The 19,648-nt window shown below is 45.8% G+C and carries 15 protein-coding genes; 5 read left to right on the top strand and 10 right to left on the bottom strand.

Annotation, left to right across the window (positions count from 1 at the left end; translation table 11 throughout):
- Positions 1–57 precede the first annotated feature (57 nt).
- From OH459_RS14355 to OH459_RS14325, 7 genes are all read right to left on the bottom strand, one after another.
- Positions 58–522 carry a hypothetical protein gene (locus OH459_RS14355; RefSeq protein ID WP_058667310.1) on the bottom strand — a complete coding sequence of 155 codons (465 nt, stop codon included), beginning with the start codon at positions 520–522 and terminating at the stop codon, positions 58–60.
- Entirely contained in the window at positions 519–2,564 is a 2,046-nt protein-coding gene (locus tag OH459_RS14350; protein ID WP_269987323.1) for a hypothetical protein, read from the bottom strand. The genes OH459_RS14355 and OH459_RS14350 overlap by 4 nt, the downstream gene beginning before the upstream one ends.
- A complete protein-coding gene (locus OH459_RS14345) occupies positions 2,564–4,309 on the bottom strand; it encodes a hypothetical protein (RefSeq protein ID WP_269987322.1) in 1,746 nt (581 codons plus the stop codon). The genes OH459_RS14350 and OH459_RS14345 overlap by 1 nt, the downstream gene beginning before the upstream one ends.
- Entirely contained in the window at positions 4,302–5,627 is a 1,326-nt protein-coding gene (locus OH459_RS14340; RefSeq protein ID WP_269987321.1) for a tyrosine-type recombinase/integrase, read from the bottom strand. The genes OH459_RS14345 and OH459_RS14340 overlap by 8 nt, the downstream gene beginning before the upstream one ends.
- A 97-nt stretch (positions 5,628–5,724) precedes the next feature.
- Entirely contained in the window at positions 5,725–7,083 is a 1,359-nt protein-coding gene (gene gorA, locus OH459_RS14335; RefSeq protein ID WP_269987320.1) for a glutathione-disulfide reductase, read from the bottom strand.
- Positions 7,084–7,324: 241 nt separating this feature from the next.
- Complete coding sequence (locus OH459_RS14330; protein ID WP_269987319.1) at positions 7,325–8,029, bottom strand: glutathione S-transferase family protein; 705 nt, start codon at positions 8,027–8,029, stop codon at positions 7,325–7,327.
- A gap of 146 nt (positions 8,030–8,175) precedes the next feature.
- Positions 8,176–9,015: a 23S rRNA (adenine(2030)-N(6))-methyltransferase RlmJ gene (locus OH459_RS14325; RefSeq protein WP_269987318.1), complete on the bottom strand. Its 840-nt coding sequence runs from the start codon at positions 9,013–9,015 to the stop codon at positions 8,176–8,178.
- A 424-nt stretch (positions 9,016–9,439) separates the two neighbouring features.
- Between OH459_RS14325 and prlC the strand changes: the two genes are divergently transcribed.
- On the top strand, positions 9,440–11,482 hold the full coding sequence (gene prlC / locus OH459_RS14320; RefSeq protein ID WP_258455663.1) for an oligopeptidase A: 2,043 nt from the start codon (positions 9,440–9,442) through the stop codon (positions 11,480–11,482).
- Positions 11,483–11,567: 85 nt separating this feature from the next.
- On the opposite strand, the gene asnC is transcribed toward prlC, so the two are convergent.
- Positions 11,568–12,032 (bottom strand): transcriptional regulator AsnC, encoded by a 465-nt coding sequence (gene asnC, locus OH459_RS14315; protein WP_005430014.1) that lies wholly within the window; start codon positions 12,030–12,032, stop codon positions 11,568–11,570.
- A gap of 115 nt (positions 12,033–12,147) precedes the next feature.
- Here asnC and OH459_RS14310 point away from each other — a divergent pair, with 115 nt between their 5' ends.
- From OH459_RS14310 to OH459_RS14300, 3 genes are all read left to right on the top strand, one after another.
- Positions 12,148–15,273 carry an EAL domain-containing protein gene (locus tag OH459_RS14310; protein WP_269987317.1) on the top strand — a complete coding sequence of 1,042 codons (3,126 nt, stop codon included), beginning with the start codon at positions 12,148–12,150 and terminating at the stop codon, positions 15,271–15,273.
- Positions 15,274–15,376: 103 nt separating this feature from the next.
- Positions 15,377–16,156 (top strand): class I SAM-dependent methyltransferase, encoded by a 780-nt coding sequence (locus OH459_RS14305; RefSeq protein WP_009705451.1) that lies wholly within the window; start codon positions 15,377–15,379, stop codon positions 16,154–16,156.
- A gap of 489 nt (positions 16,157–16,645) precedes the next feature.
- A complete protein-coding gene (locus tag OH459_RS14300; protein WP_269987316.1) occupies positions 16,646–17,245 on the top strand; it encodes a hypothetical protein in 600 nt (199 codons plus the stop codon).
- Between the two features lie 61 nt (positions 17,246–17,306).
- Here the strand turns inward: OH459_RS14300 and OH459_RS14295 are convergent, their stop codons facing one another.
- Complete coding sequence (locus tag OH459_RS14295) at positions 17,307–18,185, bottom strand: carboxylate/amino acid/amine transporter (RefSeq protein WP_005434580.1); 879 nt, start codon at positions 18,183–18,185, stop codon at positions 17,307–17,309.
- A 70-nt stretch (positions 18,186–18,255) separates the two neighbouring features.
- Complete coding sequence (uspA, locus tag OH459_RS14290; RefSeq protein ID WP_005434578.1) at positions 18,256–18,681, bottom strand: universal stress protein UspA; 426 nt, start codon at positions 18,679–18,681, stop codon at positions 18,256–18,258.
- A gap of 421 nt (positions 18,682–19,102) precedes the next feature.
- Here uspA and ftnA point away from each other — a divergent pair, with 421 nt between their 5' ends.
- Positions 19,103–19,630: a non-heme ferritin gene (gene ftnA / locus OH459_RS14285; RefSeq protein WP_005434576.1), complete on the top strand. Its 528-nt coding sequence runs from the start codon at positions 19,103–19,105 to the stop codon at positions 19,628–19,630.
- The last annotated feature ends 18 nt before the right edge of the window (positions 19,631–19,648 follow it).

The following is a 19,648-nucleotide window of genomic DNA, read 5'->3' as shown; positions in this document are numbered from 1 at the left end:
ACATATTGTATGTTGCTATAAACAAACGCTCGAACCGAGCGTTTGTCTATATGTGTACTATTTATTGTGTATGGCTGTGATATTACTTCTTTTAATTCTAGCAATCTCTTCGCATAGTTCAGCCTTCTCATACTCCAAAGCATCCACACGGGCTAATGCTTGAATTAACTTATCATTCAAGTGGTGCTGTGCAGCCGCAAACAGGGCTAGTTTTTCTCGTTCTGCTTCGTACTTGGCTTTGTAGTTATCCTTGATGCGCTTTTGTTCTTTGAGCTTGGAGCGTACAGTCTGGATCTCAGGTTGGACGATTTCACCTTTGCTTTCTGCAATATCAGCTTTGGTTTGTTTAACCTTTTCTACAATCTCAGGGTAGTAATAGCCACTGCCGTTACCTAGATTTGCCTCTTCCTCAACCGCTCTCACACTAAGTTTACGGTGAGCGGGAATACGTTTAGGTTTTCCCTGTTTAATGCGCTCTAGAGCTGCCTCTAATACTAATAGTGTGTTTTCGCTCTTGCTCATAAGTTAGCTACCTTCAAATCAGGTTCAAAAGGAGTAAAGGGCATATCAAAGTCAGCCATGACTTTTTCTGCGGCTCTTATTTGAGTTAGATAGTGGCTATGTTCACTTACCGAAATATCTTCACCAGATTCTATGTAAGCAACCAAGCTACGGTGTTTTTTCTGCCACCACTTCGCTTGCTGTTCATCAATAATGCTACTGCCAGAACCACATTCAATGCAGAATTGTGGTGCAACTACCCCATCCATATCGCAGTCATAACCAGATTTACAATAGCTGTGCATTGAACCATGTAGTGTCAACTTACCATCCTTTACTGCCTTGTAGATAACATCCCATGAACTATAAATGGTCGGCACATCTCCTCGAATTTTCATGATCGCTTTGCCATGAGTGCCTGATAGCGTTTCATCTGAGTGCCATTGTTTAAAGATTTTATTGGCGGTGGTTTCAGCATTAACATCTTCGAGTGCTTGCTGTATTTTAGGGTCGACCTTTAAATCTCGTAGGCTCGCTAGCTTGCCCCCGTTGGTGTACCATTCCGTCATCGAGAGATAGAGGTGTTTAAATTGCTGCTTAAGTGCAACCAGTGTTCCTAAACGATTCTTAACACAATAAAAAGCGAGGGTGCGCCTAAATTGGTGAGTTGACATCGGCCATGGCTTATCAACTGCTACACTTTTCTTTACGCGTTCAAATGAACGTGGATTGGACTCAAGGCACTCTTGATATTCCTCTTTTGTCACAATGAAATCAAAATGATCACAAAAACGCTTCAATCGGTCATTCCAATCAATGATGAGTTTGGGGGCTTTAGAACGAGCTCCTTGATTCACCCATAGGGAGTTTCTATATTTCTCATCAGGATATTCAACCTTCTCTCGCCATCGCTCTGTCAGTGTAGACATTAGCTCTATGGCTACTTTGGATGAGGAAGCTGTGACCCACGTTTCTCGCTTTTCACCTAGTTTGAAGGTGTGTGATTGCAGCATGTGAAAATCGCGCCCCTCAAACGAATCTTTGTAGTAACTGTTGGGGGTTAATTTATCAAGCTCTGAATCACGCATACCGCTAAACCCACCGCAAACAATGTAGCTAGCATTCGTTAAGTGTCCTAAATAGCGTCTAAAATCACTTCCATTTTTAAGAGGAATATTTGGTAGCATTTTGGCCAAGGGTGCAATAATCGTCTGAGCTTTCTGTGGTTGATTATCAGGGATTGCTTTTAAGTATTTACTGCGGTCAAGGCTGCCATCCTTATTCATAAAATAAAAAGTTTGACCTTGTGCTATCTTGTCATCCACTATGCGCTTTCCCTCAAGGTAGTTTTCTTGCAAGGCGTTTTCGGTATCTGCAATCAGCTGTCTGTAAGCATAAGCACTTTCGACTAAGGAGATTGATTTTGCGTAAATGGCATTGCAAAGTCGCTCTGGAATTACAAGAGTTTGTTGTTTTTCTTTATTATTAAATAGCTCAGCTTCTTTTTTTGATCTTCTCGGTGTGATACCTAACTCCAACTTGTGCCATGAGCCATAATTTATTGCTGCGTTAATGGCAATAAATGCGCTCATAATCGTGCTTTGCGCGTAGTCATTGTCTTGTAGAGCGTTTTTAAATCTTGTCCATACCGAGACAGATGAGAGAGCTCTTAGTGACTGATGGTTGTTTTCTGCTAAGAATAGATAAGTCTTACTAATACTGTACAACCGAGAATAAATACTGCTGAAATTAGCGGCTTTTTTCTTTTTCGGGCTTTTATTAAATAGCCAACCAAACGTTATCAGCTTTAGTTCTCGTTGCAGCATAGGGTGACCATCTAGCCCCTCAAAATTTAAATTATTACATTCTTTTCTCCGAGAAAAAGGTAAGCAGTTCCAGTCACTTTGACCAAAGGTAGCAGTGACATTTCCTTCTTTATCCTTACAGATAACAATCTTATCTAGCTCTTCAAACCGCCTCTCATGGTACAGTGTGACCACATCAACATCTTTGACCTTGTGCTCTTCTGGAAAGTCGGGTAAATAGAGTTTAGATGTATCCATTAGTACACCTCATTCGCTGTCTTAGAGATTAGCTGTAAAATAGACTCACTATCATCCCAAATAGGGTGATAGCCATCATCGTCTAGCTTGGTTTCTGCTTGCTTAAGTATTCGTTTACTGATTTGAGGGAGTATGTTTTCTTCTATAAACTTCACGACATATTCAAAGTTTTTTCGGTAGTGACTGGCATCTAAGTGGAGATACAACGACTCTTCGATGCAGGCTTTAAATGAGAGCAAGCACCAAATGTCCGAGGTAGATTGCACAACAACTTGGCTAGGGCAGCCAAAGCAATCTAGAAGGTCAGCACAAGCCAATCGCTCTCCCTCTTTGGCAAGCCCTTTCTTTTTAGCTTTTCTTGTGTACTTTTCTGATTTCTCTCCGAATGGGGAAGCACAACTCCCCCCACTAGGCGTTCTGCTTATCTCAGGAAGGTTGACTTTATTTTCAGCTTCAATCACCAGAACATCGATATCCAAATTTTCTTGTGCTTGCTTGGTATTGACTCCACTTTTAATTTGCTCCTCCCTAATCGACATTACATCCTGCATCATGCCGTTATTTGTCAGCTTATTACCTTGACTGTAATGTTGTTTTCGAGTGGTGGGTGTATTGTTTAGCATGATATCGTTAACCATTTCACCTTGATGATAAGCGGTCAACTGAGAGCCTGTTTCACGAAAACGACTAATAACAGGGCGAAGTTTTCGTGCTTGTTGGTCGGTGAAGGTAAAGTGCTTTTCAACCCATTTTCTCAAGAAGTCTTGCAGTGTTGTATTTTTTATTGGTTGTACTTGCTTAAAGGCAACAGTTTGAAGGAGGGTAGCACTCTCATTTGTGCTGATTATTTTTGATGCATTAAGCAATTTATCGAAAAAGTCTAATGCATATTTTGGAATGCCTAACTCATGGCCTCCCATTTCAACCTGAATGGTCTTAAATGCTCGGCGCTTATAAGCTGGCATGGTGTACCATACTTCACCCATTGCCATTGAAACATTATTGGGTTGCTTTAGCTTGAATAAATTTTCTGAGTTGGTGTATGTGTAATAAGCTAACAAATAAGTTGCCGCACACATCATTTTCGAGATGCCGCCACAGAGATTATATTCCCCACCTTTCCATTTAAATGTCATGGTTGGTTTGCTACGTGAAGTATTGAAGTGCTTGTCGGGGTCTTCTATGAACTGGTCATAGCACTGCTTAAATAGTTGCCTTAAAAAAGGAAGGAGTTGATATAAATCACTGCGGGTATAGGCTTCAAAAGATTCCTTGTCATTGTTGTCGAAAACCACCACGCTTTCAAAATAACTATTTGGTAATTCAAGGTGTTGAATAAATATTGTGGCCATGCTGCTACGTTTTTGAGTATAAGTAGTCCCCTTCATTTTCCCTAGCATAACCTTGGTTTGTAGGTAGCTCATATAGCCTTCTAATGAGCTTTGAGTAAAAGCTGAAACGCTTTGCTTATCACACCATCGAAGATATAGAGAGGTGTCATTGAAGATGGTATAGAGCGTATTAGGGCTTCCTCCTTCTTTAATGGTTTCCTCAAACCGCTCTTTTAACTGAAGGATAAACCCTTTTCGGTCCACAGCTTCAAATTGGCCACTTTGTATTAATTGGTTAGTGGATGGAAACCCTTTAGCCAAAAAGCGATTAAAGTCAGCGTTGTTTTTATTATTTGTTTCAAGGCGAATACAAAGCTCAGGATCCCAACCGCTTAGATAAGAAATATTATTCACCTTCACCTCCTAGCGCTTCGTGCATGATGCTATCAAGGATGCCGAATTTCATCTTGAAGGCGTCCTTGCGTTTCAAGAAGCGTAGATACTTCCAAGTGGTACTTTCATCTTTATGCCCCATCCACCCCATCAGAAGCTCCATACAATCGACAATGGGCAATTGAGCTTCTAGCAAGTCATTCAGGCGATATGTGCCGTAGGTGGCGCGTAAATCGTGGAAACGATGAGTGAATGAAGGATCTGTTTTTTTTATTTCGGCTCTGAACTCAACCCACCGAGCTTCAATGGATTTACCCGTAGCAGGGTTGCCTTGTTGGCTAACAAAAAGTGGTTCGTGACGATCACAACGCTCTAGTATTTCAATGGTCTTCTGGGTGAAGCTGACAGCATCGCTGTGTAATTGTTCTATTTTCTCGTTAAGCCTAGTAACACGCTTAAGGCGGCGTTCTGAAATTCGATACTCATTCAACGATTGGATCAAATCCGATGAAATCTCGACAGTCCGAGTTTTTAAGAACTTGGTTTGTACGCCAGTAGAGCGGGGGCATAACAGAATTTCAAAGCGATGCTCGCTCTCAGCAAGCGGGGTTGCAGTGTCTAGCGCATCTAGAGTTAGGGTTGCCACTTCTTCAACCCGCATTCCTGTATCAATTGCAAGCAAGGCTTGTAGGCGCAACTCTTCAGAAGTTTGTGGAAGGTGTTGAGTTAAAATACCAAGAGCATCAAGGCTTAATGGGGATAGTGGCCTGATGTTTTTACTATCTGCATCCCTCGGAACCTTTATGCGTAAATCACTGGTCTCAACAATGAAAGTTGGGGATATGTGGGCAAGCATCCCACTGTTCTGAACAGAGACAAACTCCATTTTGAATGGAGCTTCCTTCTCATTCTTTACGCGTAGGTAACCATCATGCAGTAGCCACTTATAGTAATTGACGATTTGGTTCATACGAACACTGGCAGTGCTGTGTGCAAGCTCGCCTTGCTTTATTTGCTTGAGCAGGTGAGAGCGGTACAGGTAAGTTGGTTTGAGCCGTTTGACTGGCGGGAATTTATCCCAGCGTAGTCCCTTGTCCTCAAGAAATTGGTAATAGGCACGCAGTGCCTGTGCGCAGGGAGATAGGTCTTCTGCCTTCTTTACTGCCTTGAGATAAAACAGGTAGCTGTTGGCTTCGTGATTGAATACACCATCTTGCGAAAAGAGGGTTGGCAGCGAACCGATATTGTCATTGGAGGGGAGGCAATGGAATGTACCATTATCCAGTTTTTGTAGCTCAGTCTCTTTGAAAACATCGCTGGAGTGTACAAGGTATGTCATAAATCATCCTGAAAAATATCACCGTCCATGTATACAGTATGGACAGTGATTGATTATTTTCCAGATTTGTTTACGTGTGCAAGATGCTTTTCCTACACTAACCCCTCATGGTAACGAACTCTTCAGAGCCTGTTGGGTGGATAGCCACAACAGAGTCGAAGTCTGCTTTGGTTGCGCCCATCTTCATTGCTACGCCGAAGCCTTGAATCATTTCATCAACGGTGAAGCCGATGCCGTGTAGACCAACAACCGTTTCTTCTTCGCCAGCACATACTAGCTTCATCTTACATGGTTGACGGTGCTTAGTAACCGCTGTGTACATCGCAGTAAAGCCAGACGTGTAGACTTTGATGTTGTCTTTGCCGTACTTCTCTTCTGCTTCTTGAGTCGTTAGACCGATAGTGCCGATTGGTGGGTGGCTAAATACCACAGTAGGAACAAGATCGTAGTCCATCTTCGCGTTTGGTTTGTTGTTGAACAGACGCTCAGAAAGTTGACGACCCGCTTTAACAGCCACTGGTGTTAGCTCGATACCACCTTCCATGATGTCACCTACACAGTAGATGCCTTTCACGTTGGTTTCTTGGTATTCGTCTACCTTGATGTAGCCACGATCGTTCGTTGCAACGCCAGTTGATGCTAGGTTGATAGCGTCAGTTGCTGGGTGACGACCGATTGCCCAGATTAGGGTATCAACGTTTTGGCTCTCACCGTTTTCTAGGTGCAGAGTTAGGCTGCCGTCTGCTTCTTTTACTACTTCTTTTGGCACAGAGTGGGTGTGCAGCGTTGGACCTTCTGCGTCCATTACTTCTACTAGTGTTTCGATGATCATTGGATCGAAGCTACGAAGTGGTGATTCTTTACGAACGAATAGGTGCGTTTCTGTGCCAAGTGCATGCAGCACGCCAGCGATTTCTACCGCGATGTAACCTGCACCGATCACTGCAACGCGTTTTGGTTGTTCAGCAAGCTCGAAGAAGCCGTTTGAATCGATGCCGTATTCTGCGCCTGGGATGTTTGGAATCGTTGGACGACCACCTACTGCGATCAGGATGTGATCCGCTGTGTAGTGTTCACCGTTTACTTCAACCGTTTTCTCGTCAACAAACTTAGCAAAGCCTTTGATAACGTTTACTTTGTTGTTGCCAAGAACGCGGTCGTAAGATTGGTGGATACGACCAATGTAAGCCTGACGACTCTCAACCAGTTTGCTCCAGTCGAAACCTTTTACATCTACATCGAAGCCGTAGTCTTCTGCGTACAGGTTCATTGCTTCTGCAACTTGTGCGCCGTGCCACATTACTTTTTTAGGCACACAACCAACGTTTACACAGGTACCGCCAAGGTCTTGAGCTTCGATAAGCGCTACTTTAGCACCGTACATTGCCGCACGGTTTGCTGATGCGATACCGCCGCTGCCGCCGCCGATACAGATATAATCAAAATGAGTCGCCATTACTTTCTCCAAGAGCTTATTAATTTTGTCTGACAACAACTACATTGGGGTGGTGGGTGATGAACTCAACAGCCCAACGGAATTGTTGTTATTTCCATGTCCCTATCATAAATCGAGTCTAGCAATTTCCTAAATGGGAAAAAGTGACATTGCTTATGACAAATAGCGATGAAAGGATAGCAAAGCGGAATAAGGCGCTATTCCGCTTAGTGTTTTTCATGCTTAGGGGAGGGGAAAACCATTAACCGCAGCAGCTTGATGTGCCACAGCCTGACTGGGCTTGCACGTCTTTACCATCCGCAAGATAAGTGTTGGTTAGGTAGAAATCGCTAAACAGCTGCACGAAGTCTTCCGATACCGTCTTCTCTACTAATCCTGATTCTAAGATGTGCTTTTGCCACGCCTGCATTTTTGGCAGACCACAGAAGAAGTCGTAACCAGAGTGCGCTTTGACGATGGCAGCGCGATGCAGAAGCGGCAACCAAGCCACGTCTACATTGCTTAGTTCATCGGATTTAAAGAACTTGGTTTCACCAGACAGCTGGTTTTCTGCTTTTTGGAACGCTTTGCTCAGTTTCTCTGCACGTTCTTCAAAGGTTGCTTGGTCTTTGCTGCTCATCGTGCCGCATTGTGCCAAGTAGTGTTTAGAACCTAGGTAGCTCCAAGCTCGGTCTAGGGCGCGTTGTTCGTTTGTCACGCCTTGCTCTAACGGACCGTATTCGTCTTCGATGTATTCGATGATCGCATCAGACTCAAACAGTGCCGTGCCAGATTCTGTCACCATCACAGGCACTTGACCGTTTGGTGAGATGTCTAGGAACCATTGTGGCTTGTCTTTTAGGTTGATGTATTCAATCTCGTAAGGGATCTGTTTTGCTTCTAGTGCCGCGGTTACGCGTTGAACAAATGGGCAAATTTTAAAACTGATAACTTTAAGCATGGTCATTTCTCTCTATGTTTTAGCTTGTTTACATCCCTAAGACGCAGGCAAAAAAGAAAAGACGAAGCGAAGACGAAAATTTTTTGGAAAATAAATAAAAAAAGCGCAACGAGGTCATCGTTGCGCTTTAAGATTCTGAAATTCAGTGTTTTTTATTCTGGAACGATCCAGTCGACTTTCCAGTGACCCGTTGCTGGCGCGATCGCTTCTTGCAGGAATGGCAGAATTTCTTTCATCTGGCTTTCCAGTTTCCACGGTGGGTTAATCACGATCATGCCCGATGCCGTCATGCCGCGCTCGTTGGTGTCTGGAGATACGCCCAATTCGATTTGCAGAATTTTGCGAATGCCAAGCCCTTCCAAACCTTCAATCATGTCTTCGATGTCATGGCGGTTTACGACTGGGTACCAAATCGCGTAGATGCCCGTTGCCCAACGTTTGTGGCTTTGGTAAATCGCTTGCACGACGTCGCGGTACTCTTTCGCTAGCTCGTATGGTGGGTCAATCAGCACCAAACCACGACGCTCTTGCGGTGGCAGACTGCCTTTTAGACGCTTAAAGCCATCTTCTTTGTAGATGCTCACTTGGCGATCACGATGGAACTCTTGCTCTAGTAGTGGGTGATCGGCTGGGTGCAGCTCAGTCAGAACCATGCGGTCTTGCGGGCGGATTTGCGCACGTGCAACGCGCGGTGAGCCTGGGTAGTAACGCAGGTTCTCACCGTTGTTCAATGTTTTGATTGAATCGATGTAGCTTGCGATCTCTTCAGGGGTGTTTGAGTTATCCCAAATGCGCGCGATGCCTTGTTTGTATTCGCCCGTTTTCTCAGACCATTCGTGAGTCAGATCGTAGCGTCCCACACCCGAGTGGGTATCGTGATAAACAAACGGCTTATCTTTTTGCTTTAGTGCATCAAGAATGAGGCTTTGAACGATGTGTTTTACCACGTCAGCATGGTTGCCAGCGTGGAAGCTGTGGCGGTAACTTAACAAATTAAACTCTCGAAACACTCTTTGACTGAGTGTGGTCTGTGATTTTCGCGATATGGCGGTATTATACTCAAGTAACTTGAAGAAGTAGAACTTCGATTCAAATCAGTATCAGTGATAGGGATTCGCTATTGAAATTTCTTTAAGTCACCCATACTTAGTATGAGTAAACAAATTGAACCTAAGTGGGACTACGTCGCTCCAATAGAGTGCCAAACCGAACTTAGGCATAACAAGACTCAAGGACAGAGTAAGCGCTCTTTGACCCATTCGGTCATTGCTGCATCGAGAAAGGGAACGGAAATCCCCCCATCCATGTTGTCGGCTTGCCTGTGCATTGAGTTCGCCTACTGTTTTGCAAACACCAACAGGTGCTTTGCAAATGCGAATAGGCAAATACAGAGCCAAAACACAAAAGGAATTATTCATGTCTAATCCACTTCTTACGTTTACGGATCTTCCTCCGTTTTCGCAAATCAAACCAGAACACATTAAACCTGCAGTGGAGCAGGCGATTGCGGATTGTCGTGCCAAGATTGACGGGGTACTAAAAGACAACGCAAACCCAAGCTGGACCAGTGTGATCGCGCCTATTGAAGAAGCGGATGACCGCTTGAGCCGCATTTGGTCACCAGTGGGTCACATGAACTCAGTAGTGAACAGCGAAGAACTTCGCGAAGCTTACGAAAGCTGTCTACCAATCCTGTCTGAGTACGGTACTTGGGTTGGTCAGCACAAAGGTCTTTACGAAGCGTACAAAGCGATCAAAGGCAGCGAAGAGTACGCGACACTAACGCGTGCACAGCAGAAGACCATTTCGGATTCACTACGCGACTTCGAGCTTTCGGGCATCGGTCTACCATCAGACGAGCAACATCGCTACGGCGAAATCAGCAAGCGCATGTCTGAGCTGAGCTCAAAATTCTCCAACAACGTGCTGGATGCAACCATGGGTTGGACTAAGCACGTTGCCGACGAAAAAGACCTAGCGGGTATGCCAGAATCTGCACTCGCAGCGGCAAAAGCGGCAGCAGAAGCGAAAGAGCTCGATGGCTACCTAATCACGCTAGATATCCCATCTTACCTACCAGTTATGACGTACTGTGATAACCAAGACCTACGTAAAGAAGTGTACGAAGCGTACGTAACGCGCGCTTCTGACCGTGGTCCAAACGCAGGCAAGTGGGACAACACAGAAATCATCACTGAGCAGCTAAAACTGCGTCATGAAATCTCTCGTATGTTGGGTTTCAACACTTACAGCGAGAAATCTCTGGCAACCAAAATGGCAGAGAATCCAGCGCAAGTTCTTGGCTTCTTGAACGATTTGGCTACCAAAGCGAAGCCACAAGGTGAGCGCGAAATCGAAGAGCTACGCCAGTTTGCTAACGCAGAATTTGGTGTTAGCGAACTAAACGTGTGGGACATTGCGTACTACAGCGAGAAGCAAAAGCAGCACTTGTTCCAAATCTCGGATGAAGAACTGCGTCCTTACTTCCCTGAATCAAAAGCAGTAAGTGGTCTGTTTGAAGTGCTAAACCGCGTGTTTGGTATGACAGTGACAGAGCGTGAAGGCGTGGATACTTGGCACGAATCCGTGCGTTTCTTCGATATCTTCGATGGCGAAGGCACACTGCGCGGCAGCTTCTATCTAGATCTATACGCACGCGAACACAAACGTGGCGGTGCGTGGATGGACGATTGCCGTGGTCGTCGTGTGACGCTATCTGGCGAGCTACAAACACCGGTTGCTTACCTAACGTGTAACTTCAACCGTCCTGTGGGCGACAAGCCTGCACTGTTTACGCACGATGAAGTTGTTACTCTGTTCCACGAGTTTGGTCACGGTATCCACCACATGCTGACGCAAGTAGAAACAGGCGCGGTATCGGGTATCAACGGTGTACCTTGGGATGCGGTTGAGCTACCAAGTCAGTTCCTAGAAAACTGGTGTTGGGAAGAAGACGCGCTGGCGTTTATTTCTGGTCACTATGAGACTGGCGAGCCGCTACCAAAAGCGATGCTAGATAAAATGCTAGCAGCGAAGAACTTCCAGTCGGCGATGGGCATCCTACGTCAGCTAGAGTTCGGCTTGTTCGACTTCACTCTGCACACAGAATACGACCCAGAAGTGGGTGCTCGTGTGCTTGAAACCTTGGCAGAAGTGAAAGAGAAAGTGGCAGTTGTACCAGCGGTAGAGTGGGCGCGTTTCTCACACAGCTTTGGTCACATCTTCGCGGGTGGTTACAGCGCGGGTTACTACAGCTACCTATGGGCAGAAGTGCTGTCTTCAGACGCGTTCTCTCGCTTTGAAGAAGAAGGCATCTTCAACAAAGAAACCGGTCTGAGTTTCTTAAACAACATCCTAGAAATGGGTGGCAGTGAAGAACCAATGGAGCTATTTAAGCGCTTCCGTGGTCGTGAGCCAGAAATCGATGCGCTACTGCGCCATTCTGGTATCGCAGCGTAATCTCGATTGAGAATGAAAATGGGCAGCCAAGTGGCTGCCCATTTTTTTGTTCATAGATTCAACTTTTAGTATCAGATTCAGAGCGTTATGGATTTACGCTGCGATTGATCGGGTTTTGCAGTGAAATCAGCGTCTCGGTGGATTGCACTTCGTCGATCGCTTGAAGCTTATCAATTAATACAAATTGCAGCTCCTCAATCGACTTGCACATCAATTTGACGAATATGTTATACGCGCCAGTGGTGTAGTAAGCTTCTACCACTTCATCGAGGGCATTGAGCTTTTCTAGCGCTGAATGATAGTCGCGCGCGGCATTCAAGTTGATGCCGATAAAGCAACATACGTCATATCCTAGCTTTTTGGTATTGACGATTACCTCAGTACCTTCGATGATGTCTGCCGCTTTCATTTTCTCGATACGAACGTGGATGGTCGCTGGACTGACATTAAACTGTTTTGCCATTTCCGCGTAAGGCTTACGCGCATCTGCCATCAGAGTTTTGAGAATAGCGCGATCGAGATCGTCGAGTTTAGGCAAGCTCGCATTCATACAATTATTTCCGTTGGGTATGAGGTTTAAAGTTCATTTTATACTCACAGCGGACAGGATTCACAAGGTTTACGCAGGGATAACCGCGAGGTAGCTCTGAAGTCATGGAGTTGATGTGCCATTTTTTCTGTTTTGCATAGCGATCATGTTCAGTGCTGTCGCTGCGGCGCAAGAGCAAAAAGTCCTCGTTGTTCACTCTTACCACCAAGGTTTCTTCTGGACGGATTCTATCCAGCGTGGTTTCACCCAGCAGCTTGAGGGGCGACAGCTTGATACGCGCGTGTTGTATCTCGATTCCAAACGCAGTCAAAGCCAGCACTTCTTCAGTCAGCTGGAGTCACTTTACCGTACCAAACTGAGCGAAGAGCATTTCGACGCGATCGTGGTCAGCGATAACAATGCACTTGCTTTGATGCAGCGTTTGTCTTCGGTTATCAAAGATACACCAGTGATTTTCAGTGGTATCAATAACTATCATCCTGCACTGCACCAAGGGTTGAAGGCGACGGGCGTGATTGAAGACGTCGATCTGTCCGCCAACCTCGCCTTAATTGAGCGTTTGCATCCGACCCACAAGCAAATCCTTATTGTCAGTGACCATTCTGTTACTGGGGCGGCACTTCGTGCTCAGATCGAAGACTTTCTTGATGGTAACTCAGCATATCGCGACAAAATCCTTCATTTAGTGCCGGAAACAGTAGATGACTTAAAACAGCAAGTGTCGCAAATGAACATCGATAACGTAGTGCTGTTTTGGACTTACTACCGCGATATCCACGGTAACGTCGCGACCGATAAAGACTGGCGTGATATCAACCAAGCCTCTAATGCGCCGCTGTTCATGGTGCACGATATTGGACTTGGGCACGGTGCGGTTGGCGGTGTGATTCAAACTGGCTATCGGCAAGGTTTTGAAGCTGCGAAGTTGTTGGCGCAAGTGCTGGATAACCCACAGCAACCTTTGCCTGCGATTGTGCGTGCAGAATCGGACATCAAACTCGACTATCAATCGGTTGTGCGTTGGGGTTTAGGCGCAGAACAAGAAGCCTCGTCGGTGTTCTTCAATAAGCCAGTGGAATTTACTGAACGTTACGCCCGAGAAATTAAACTGTTTGGCAGTGTGCTGGTGGCGATGACCATCGTGATTATGCTGCTTAGTTACTACCTGCATCGCATTCGTCGCAGCGAAAGTATTGCTCGCGAGAGCCAGACGATTTTGGAATCGGTGTTTGACCAAAGTATGCAGTACATGGGCATTCTCGACCAACATGGTTTGCTTAAATCCGGTAACGATCGTCTGCAATCGTTACTTAATCATCAGGATATGCGTGTCGATCGTCCGCTTTGGCATCATAAAAACTGGAGCGAAGACGCACGCCAGTTACTTGCCAATTACTTCCAGTCCAGCCATCGCCAAGTCTCCACTTTTGAAACGGAGATCTGGAGTAAAGAACATGGCGCTATGGTGCTGGAAGTGTCCCTCAAACCGTTTTCTCAGCAAGTGGCAAACCAAGAACAATACTTGTTTGAAGCGCGTGACATCACCAGCCGTAAAGCGATGGAAGACAAGCTCTACCAACGTGAATCGAGTTTGCGTAACTACTACGAGCAGCAACCGGTAATGATGGTGACGTTAGATAACAATAACCGCATTCAGGAAGTGAACCGTTTTGCTCAGCAGCTTTTGGGTTATCAACCGTTGGATATGCTGGGGCATCGCCTACGTGAGTTCTATTCGGACGAAAAAGCACTGATCCCGCGCCAAGTGTTATTACAACCGCAGCAAGTGATGCACGGCGTTTGGCGTCGCGAAATCGAATATCGCCATGCTGATGGTCACCGTGTTTGGGTACGTGAAAACATTCGCCCATTAAGAGATTCCGACCAATTGCTGATCGTAGGTGAAGACATCACTGAGACCAAGAAGCTCGCCAAACAGCTAGAGTATCAAGCACGTTACGATTTACTCACTGACACCTACAACCGCAACTACTTCGAGTTAGAGCTGCAAACCGCACTGCGAGAAGTAGAAAGCCACCGTCGGGTCCATGCAATGTTGTATCTCGATCTCGACCAGCTCAAAGTGCTTAACGATACCGTGGGTCACGATGCGGGTGATGCGGCTATTCAGTTCTGTGCCAGCATGTTGGAAGAGGTGCTGCCATACAATGCAGTCTTGGCGCGCATGGGTGGTGATGAATTTGCTGTGTTGTTGAAAGATTGCGATGAGCACGGTGCAATTAACGTTGCCAAGCAGATCATCACGACCTTGAGCGAACAGCTTTTCCGTTGGGAAGACACGCAACTGTTTATGAGCTGCTCAGTGGGCATTCGTATCATTGACCACACTGCCGAAACGCCACAAATGGTCCATGCTCAAGCAGATTCGGCGTGTCACGTTGCCAAAGAGCAGGGGCGCAATCGCTATAACCTATTCAGCTTAGATAACGAAGAGCTGCAACGTCGCCAGTTAGAAATGCAGAGCGTTAATCTAGTGCACGAAGCGCTATCGAGTAAGCGTCTTGAACTGTTTGCTCAGCGCATTGTTAACTTAAGCGGTGAAGGCTCACCATTGTGCTTTGAGATTCTGGTACGTATTCGTGATGCACAGGGCAATTACTTGTCTCCTGGTGTTTTTATCCCAGCCTCTGAGCGCTACAACATCGCGCACTGGATTGATAAACAAGTGATTACCCAAACCCTAGAGTGGTTTGAAGCTCGCCCAGAGATAGTAGAAAAACTCGGTCGCTGCGCGATCAACTTGTCCGGTCAGTCGATGGGGAATCAAGAGTTTATCGACTTCCTGCTAGAGCGTTTGCAGTCGTCCTCGATTCCTTGTGAGAAGATCTGTCTAGAAATTACTGAAACTGCAGCGATGAGCAATATCGACCAAGCGCTCGGCTTCTTCACTCGCGTGCGTACGCTGGGCTGTTTGATTGCATTGGACGATTTTGGTTCTGGCTTGTCTTCTTTCGGCTACTTAAAGCAGCTTCCAGTCGATATCGTGAAAATTGATGGTCTTTTTGTGCGAGATATCAACGTAAACGAGATGGATCGCGTGATGGTGCGTTCAATCAACGACTTAGCCAAGCAGATGGGCAAAGTCACGGTGGCGGAATTTGTTGAGAATGACCAAGTCAGAGAGCTGCTGATCGAGCTTGGTGTCGACTATGGGCAAGGTTATGGCATTGGGCATCCCAAACCTTTGGCTGAGCTGGTTGACGAACTTCAGCAACTTTAACCATCCAGACGAACGTCATCTAACTTCTCCCCAACCTAGCAATTAGAGGCGGGTTGGGTATACACTCAGCGCCAGTTAAACCGATTTTTACTGGAGCCTCCTTTTGCAACTGCAATTGATTTGTGAAGACCCATCTCAACAGTCTCACCTTGATGAACTCGCTGCGCGCTGGCAGCTTTCTCACACTGATGACAGTGACTTTGCCTTAGTCCTAACGACAGAGCGTTTAGAGCTGCGTAAAGTGGATGAGCCAAAGCTGGGTGCAATCTTTGTGGATTTGATTGGTGGTGCAGTAGGGCATCGTCGCAAGTTCGGTGGCGGTAAAGGTCAGGCTATTGCGAAAGCGGCGGGTTTGAACAAAGGCGCAACCCCAACCGTACTGGATGGCACTGCCGGTTTAGGGCGTGATGCGTTCGTATTGGCGTCGTTAGGCTGTAAAGTCCAAATGGTTGAGCGTCACCCAGTGGTCGCTGCATTGTTGGATGACGGTTTGGCACGCGCGAAACACGATCCAGAAATCGGAACTTGGGTATCAGAGCGCATGTCTTTGATTCACGCTTCTAGCCATGATGCGTTGGAGCAATTGGCGCAAGATAAAGACTTCGTTCAGCCAGATGTGGTTTATCTCGACCCGATGTACCCACACCCTGAAAACAAAAAGAAATCGGCATTAGTGAAGAAAGAGATGCGCGTCTTCCAATCTCTAGTTGGTGCAGATCTTGATGCGGATGGCTTGCTTGCTCCAGCAATGGCATTGGCGAGCAAGCGTGTGGTGGTCAAACGCCCTGATTACGCCAACTGGCTTGATGAGCAAAAGCCGAGCATGGCAATCGAAACTAAAAAGAACCGTTTTGATGTGTATGTGAAGGCATCAATGGCGTAATTCAACTAGGGTCTATTGACCTTTTGAGCTGATTTTTGCAGCCGTTTGTGGATTCTTCCTTCTTTATAAACTAAGAAAGAGGCAGAGGCTTTGAAATGTAGTTGCCCTACCTGATAAGCCGATAACGCAGTAGAAAGGAGCCACAAACGCTGCCCAAAGGGTTCGGCTAAAAGCGTTTTACTCTTTGTTGAGAGGATTTTGCTTAGAATAACTAGGCTACAAACCTCTCGCCGCGATTAAAACGCTTTTATCTCGAACAAAATTTAACCGCAAAAGGTCAACAGACCCTAAACACCTGACGACAAAAAACTTCTTCTCACAGCGCCTAATTTGGCGCTGTGTTTGTATCTGGTGTTTGCTCTGCTTATTGATACTTTTCTCTTGCTAATTCGGCATACTGACTGTATATCTAACTAAGAATTATTATTATTTCACTTGTGTGATGTCGTAGAGTAAAACAGTCGAGAATTGGGAAGCTGGAGTAGTAGCATGGCGAAACGTTTATGTAAGATGAGCCGCAAACAGATTGCTGAGAGTTTGGGTGACATTCACCGCTTGGTGGTAGCACCTAAGTTTGTCTGCCGCTCTTGTGCTCGTTCTTCTGCCTCGAAAAACACCTTGTGTAAGCCTGCCGCGATTCCACCTCAAAAGTGTCAAGACAAACCGCTGTCTGAGCAACAGGCTTGTGGTCTATTGGCGGAAGCACTGCCAACCCCATCTCTAACTCAAGATACCCCAATCATCATGGCACCAGAACAAAGCGTAGAGAAAGCCGCGATCGTTAAACGTGTTGTGGAACGAGTGAAAGAGAAGAAACTGGCAGCAAAAGTCGCAGCCGTAACCTCACCCACCAAGTTAGAGGCGCCAGCTATGTTTGATTTGTCAGATAAGAAAGCGCTGAAAAAGGCGAAGAAAGCGGTTAAGAAACATTACAAGCAGCAGAAGAAGTTGCTTAAGTTAGCCAAAAAGCAGCAAAAACTGCTCAAACGCCAGCGCAAGCTTGAAGCGCGTAATGCCAAACTAGAGGTGTTGCTGCCAACGCCACCAAACACGTTGATGAGTACAAGCTCGCAAGCCAAAGTGCATTAATCGAATCAAAAAAACGCTCTCCAGTTGGAGAGCGTTTTTTATTTTTAGGGACTGAATCTGGCTACTTGTTAGCGTAACTCATCTCTACGCGTTTTTTCACCCAAGTTTCGTTAATCCACAGTGATAGCATGATGATCGCACCACCAATGGCAAGTCGCGTCACATCGACATCGCGGTTCCAAATCACGATATTCACAATCAAACCAGCAGGGACAAGCGCGTTGTTCATTACCGCAAGTGCGCCAGCATTCACCATGGTTGCGCCTTTGTTCCACGCAAAGTAACCAAAGCCTGATGCAATCAAACCAAGGTAAGTCAGAATGCCCCATTGTGTTGCTGTGGTTGGCATCTTGTCCAAGTTACCCATTAGAGCAAAAGCGACGGTCGCCACGCACAATGCGCCCAAGTAGAAGTAACCAAATACCGTGTGCTGTGGCAGTTCAACCGACTCGGTTTCCATAATGTATTTATAGCCGACCTGACCGATGGCAAAACACAGGTTCGCTCCTTGTACGACCAAAAAGCCCATCAAGAAGTTTTCATTGATGCCTGCAAACTTAATCCACGCCGCGCCCAGCACTGCAATCGCCGCTGTGACCAAATACCAAGGCGAGAATCGACCTTTCAAGAAGTCATAAATCAAGGTGACGTAAATAGGGGTAAATACGGTGAACAGCAGTACTTCTGGTACAGAAAGGAGTAGGAAAGACTGGTAGTAGAAGCAATACATTAAGCCGAGTTGAAAGCCGCCCACGATCATCAATTTCGCGATCAGAGATTTGCTTACGCCACGGAATTTTAAGAAAGGAATGAAGACTAAGCTCGCCAGCGCAACGCGCATGAAAACAGAGAACCAAGAGTCAACCTGACCGGCAAGGTAAACGCCGATCAGGCTAAATGAGAATGCCCAAAGTAGGGTAACTGCGGATAGATAAGCCATGGATGAGAATCTTTATCAACAACAAATGTGCCCGCAGTCTAACCAAGTTTTAAGGTCACGCCAACGCAAATCAGTCTTTTAGCGGTACGACCAGCATATCGACGGGTGAGCAGTTAATAAGCTGGCGCGTCGACGAAAGAATCTTGCTCCAGAAATCTTGGTGATGACCACAAACCACCAAATCAATATTGTAGTCCTGAATGGTGTCGCACAGCTCGTTACTCAAATCACCGCTACCGACTAACGTATGCGTGATTGGGTACTCTGCGTATTCTTCAAAATTCGCTAACTGTGTACGAGACGCTTCCATCGCTTGGTGTTGCGCCTCCGCCATGTTGATGTCGATAAGCCCGGTGTAAAGCTCGGCGTAATTCACATCGATATGAATGAAAGAGACTTTCGCATCCAGAGGTTTAGCCAGTGACACGGCTTTCTTAATCAACACTTTACTGTCGTCTGAGAGGTCGACTGCCACAAGTACGTGTTTGTAACTCATATTGCTATCTCCTTGATAAGGTCATAGTGTCAGATTAGCACTAAGTCTCAGATAATTTTGCTGAAGTGATCTCATATCAATATCGTAGGTACAAAGTGTTGCCACAGTAATCATGTTATAGTGGCGTTATACCCAAGTGACTTCAAGACGTGGGATTCAGAGCTTTGTCACTGATTCGAGCGCAAGGAAAACATTGCAGCGTAATAGTTCGCTCTTACCAAAATGTTTGACGAAGAGATCGGTTCAGTGACAAGCTCCCAAAGGGCGAGTTATCTTGGCTTGCGAACATTGTTGACGATTATTGATTTAGAACCACTAGATCTTCAAACCGTCGCCTCGCCTGCAAACCAAGCTATTCTCGCTGAACCCACCCATCTTGAGGTTACTTGGGTATATTGCATGCACATAAATAGGAGTTAACATGCTGTCTCAAACTATGGTTGAACAATTGAATGAGCAAATTAACCTAGAATTTTTCTCATCCAATCTATACTTACAAATGAGTGCTTGGTGTGAAGACAAAGGTTTTGAAGGTGCGGCTGAATTTTTACGCGCTCACGCCGTAGAAGAAATGGAGCACATGCAACGTCTTTTCACTTATGTAAGTGAAACTGGCTCAATGCCAATCCTAGGTGCGATTGAAGCACCTAAGCATGACTTTGCTAGCCTTGGCGATGTTTTCCGTGAAACCTACGAACATGAGCAAATGATCACGGAAAAGATCAACAAATTGGCGCATGTTGCATTTACAAGCCAAGACTACTCAACGTTTAACTTCCTACAGTGGTACGTGGCTGAACAGCACGAAGAAGAGAAGTTGTTTAAAGGGATTTTAGATAAGATCGAATTAGTTGGTGAAGACGGTAAAGCATTGTTCTTCATCGATAAAGATCTAGCACAAATGGCAAAAGAAGGTTCATCTTCAATTATGGGTGCTCCAGCTGCATAACGTGTTCCCGACGCGGTA

Origin of the sequence: Vibrio sp. MM46, from assembly GCF_027587135.1 — a bacterium.
In the GTDB taxonomy this organism is placed as follows: domain Bacteria; phylum Pseudomonadota; class Gammaproteobacteria; order Enterobacterales; family Vibrionaceae; genus Vibrio; species Vibrio harveyi.
Note: the sequence above shows the minus strand (reverse complement) of the source record. Positions and strands in the feature narration are given on the sequence as shown.

Coding starts and splice junctions, on each gene's coding strand:
- OH459_RS14355 (WP_058667310.1), bottom strand. CDS start 522: ATGAGCAAGAGCGAAAACACACTATTAGTATTAGAGGCAGCTCTAGAG.
- OH459_RS14350 (WP_269987323.1), bottom strand. CDS start 2,564: ATGGATACATCTAAACTCTATTTACCCGACTTTCCAGAAGAGCACAAG.
- OH459_RS14340 (WP_269987321.1), bottom strand. CDS start 5,627: ATGACATACCTTGTACACTCCAGCGATGTTTTCAAAGAGACTGAGCTA.
- gorA (WP_269987320.1), bottom strand. CDS start 7,083: ATGGCGACTCATTTTGATTATATCTGTATCGGCGGCGGCAGCGGCGGT.
- OH459_RS14330 (WP_269987319.1), bottom strand. CDS start 8,029: ATGACCATGCTTAAAGTTATCAGTTTTAAAATTTGCCCATTTGTTCAA.
- prlC (WP_258455663.1), top strand. CDS start 9,440: ATGTCTAATCCACTTCTTACGTTTACGGATCTTCCTCCGTTTTCGCAA.
- asnC (WP_005430014.1), bottom strand. CDS start 12,032: ATGAATGCGAGCTTGCCTAAACTCGACGATCTCGATCGCGCTATTCTC.
- OH459_RS14300 (WP_269987316.1), top strand. CDS start 16,646: ATGGCGAAACGTTTATGTAAGATGAGCCGCAAACAGATTGCTGAGAGT.
- OH459_RS14295 (WP_005434580.1), bottom strand. CDS start 18,185: ATGGCTTATCTATCCGCAGTTACCCTACTTTGGGCATTCTCATTTAGC.
- uspA (WP_005434578.1), bottom strand. CDS start 18,681: ATGAGTTACAAACACGTACTTGTGGCAGTCGACCTCTCAGACGACAGT.
- ftnA (WP_005434576.1), top strand. CDS start 19,103: ATGCTGTCTCAAACTATGGTTGAACAATTGAATGAGCAAATTAACCTA.